At 55.7% G+C, this 2,273-nt stretch carries 3 protein-coding genes and 1 pseudogene; 3 read left to right on the plus strand and 1 reads right to left on the minus strand.

Features of this window, described 5'->3' with window-relative positions; all coding sequences use genetic code 11:
- From Q8O80_RS05000 to Q8O80_RS05010, 3 genes and pseudogenes are all read left to right on the plus strand, one after another.
- A pseudogene (locus Q8O80_RS05000) lies at positions 1-145 on the plus strand (IS481 family transposase); the annotation flags it as partial.
- Positions 146-183: 38 nt separating this feature from the next.
- Positions 184-369 carry a DUF3008 family protein gene (locus tag Q8O80_RS05005; protein WP_305577569.1) on the plus strand — a complete coding sequence of 62 codons (186 nt, stop codon included), beginning with the start codon at positions 184-186 and terminating at the stop codon, positions 367-369.
- A 205-nt stretch (positions 370-574) separates the two neighbouring features.
- Positions 575-1,345 (plus strand): peptidoglycan-binding protein, encoded by a 771-nt coding sequence (locus tag Q8O80_RS05010; RefSeq protein WP_305577572.1) that lies wholly within the window; start codon positions 575-577, stop codon positions 1,343-1,345.
- Between the two features lie 370 nt (positions 1,346-1,715).
- On the opposite strand, the gene Q8O80_RS05015 is transcribed toward Q8O80_RS05010, so the two are convergent.
- Positions 1,716-2,273 (minus strand): phosphatase PAP2 family protein (locus Q8O80_RS05015; RefSeq protein WP_305577574.1); only part of this gene is annotated, 558 nt, incomplete at its 5' end.

Genomic DNA, 2,273 nt, shown 5'->3' on the forward strand with positions numbered 1-2,273 from the left:
GCGATACGTCGCACTCTACAACACGCAGTTGCCGCAGTCAGTCTTGGGGAGCCGAACACCGATGCAGGCCATGAAGGACTGGCACAAGTCCCACCCCCATCTGTTCGTCAAATCACCCCGCAACCTTCCGGGACGCGACACTTAGGTGCCACATGGCGCCGACCATGAAGAAAGGATTGGATCATGCCCGCCAAATCCAAAGCCCAGCAAATGGCAGCAGGTGCCGCGCTGTCAGCCAAACGGGGCGAAACCAAGATATCTGCTTTGAAAGGCGCCTCGAAGGAAATGGCCAAGACCATGACCGAAAAGGAGCTCGATGATCTGGCGTCCACGAGTCACAAGGGCTTGCCTGCCCGCAAGGAAGATTGAGCGCGCCGTCGTCAGATCGCTGCGTTTGCCAGAATGCCCGGGCACCATCGCGAGCGTATGAACGCGCGCGACGAAAGTGGGGACGTCATCAGGCCGGTCACTGGCTGGGTGGGCAAATACTCTTGGCAACCAATCGATGTCTCAGGCGTTGTCATCCTGAGGACGGGCTGGTCAAAACGGCCCGACAGATCGAGAGGAATGCACCATGTGGAAAACCAGACTCCCGCTCCTGTTGGCTGCCAGCTTGGCGGTGGCAACGCCCGTGAATGCTGAACCGGATTTCGGCAAAATCGTCTCTGGGATCGCCCAATCTCTGATCAATCAAGAGCTTGATCGGACTGCCTTTGTCGAAGCGCAACGCCTGAACACGGTCAGCGCCTACCGCAATTATCTGACGAAGTTTCCAAAAGGAGCCTTTCGCGTCAATGCCGAGCAAGCCCTGGCAAAGCTGGGCGTACCGGTCAACCCCCTGCCGACCGGCGGCGGCTATCATAGTGCCGCCTCGATTGAGGCATCTATCGGATTGAGCCGAACGCAACGCATCCAGATCCAGAAGCAGCTGACAGCGATAGGCTATGCTACTGGCGTTGCTGATGATCTATGGGGAACAAACACCCGCAGCGCCATCTTCCGGTGGCAGACCGCAAACAAGCTGGCGGCAACTGGTTACATCACCGCTCAACAGGTCAATTTGATTGCGCAGCAGGCAGGCCCCGGAATTGGCACTGATCCCGTAGGACCAGTCGCTGGCAATGATGCGGTCGAGGAACGTCTGCTGGGCCTGACCTATGCCGAGCGTCGCGAAGTCCAAAGCAGGCTGACCTCTCTTGGCTACAATACGGGCGGAGTCGATGGCGTGTTCGGAGCCAATACGCGCCGGGCATTGGCTTCTTGGCAACGGGACGAGGCTGTTCGGGTCAGCGGCTACCTGACTGCGGATCAACTGCGCGCCCTTCGGAGCGAGACAGGCGGATAGCATGGGACGCGCCCATGGCTGTTGAGGGATGCCCATTGGTTCAGGATCCCCAATTGTGCCTGATGATTGGCTGCGATTTAACCCAATGAAATTGCTACAAAATGTGGTAGCTTCTAGCATTTTTGTTGGGGGGACTCGTCAAACGTTGACGTGGCGTTGACGTGTATTGCGATTGGCTATACACAAGCGAAACGCTCAACATTTAAGCCATTGATATGTTTATATAATTTGGTTGCGGGGACAGGATTTGAACCTGTGACCTTCAGGTTATGAGCCTAAATCGCAGTGATTCCAATAGCTTAGACTTTTCAACGGCTTACACGACAAGCCTTTGATTTTACGCATTTTCCATCCTTGCAGTGGGCCAGTTTCACAGACTTTCGGCAGCAAACTTGGTGCGAAACATGCATTCGCGGGTTGATGTGGCGTTGATGTAAACTGACCGTTGGTTCCACGAGTATAATCGATTTCGGCCGATAACTGACGGTCGAGATGCCGGAGGGAACGGCCACAGGGCAGTCAATAGCTGCCGGTCGAACCCCACTGCTACTAGAGCGATCACAACCACGCCTATAGATGCAACTCTTTGCCACGGCAGAACCGAGGTCTGCCCACTCCGACCTCTTCTGGTGTTCAGCCATTCCGCCAGCCAGATGCCAAGAAGCGCCCAAAGAGCGCCGACGAGGTATCCGTTAAGGACATCGCTCAGATAGTGCTCGACCAGATAGATGCGGCTCAGTCCGATCAGAAAAACGAGGGTTGCACCGATGAGGAAAGAAACAAAAAACGGGCCGATCCGTTCGCGGATAAGAACGTAGGTCAAAAATCCAAAGAATGCGACGCTGGCAGCGCTATGACCGCTGGGGAAAGAAAAGCTGCTTTCGGCGTAAACCGCCATCTCGGGCCGCGGCCGGGCGAAGATGTTTTT

The organism is Devosia sp. (assembly GCF_030689745.1).
In the GTDB taxonomy this organism is placed as follows: domain Bacteria; phylum Pseudomonadota; class Alphaproteobacteria; order Rhizobiales; family Devosiaceae; genus Devosia; species Devosia alba.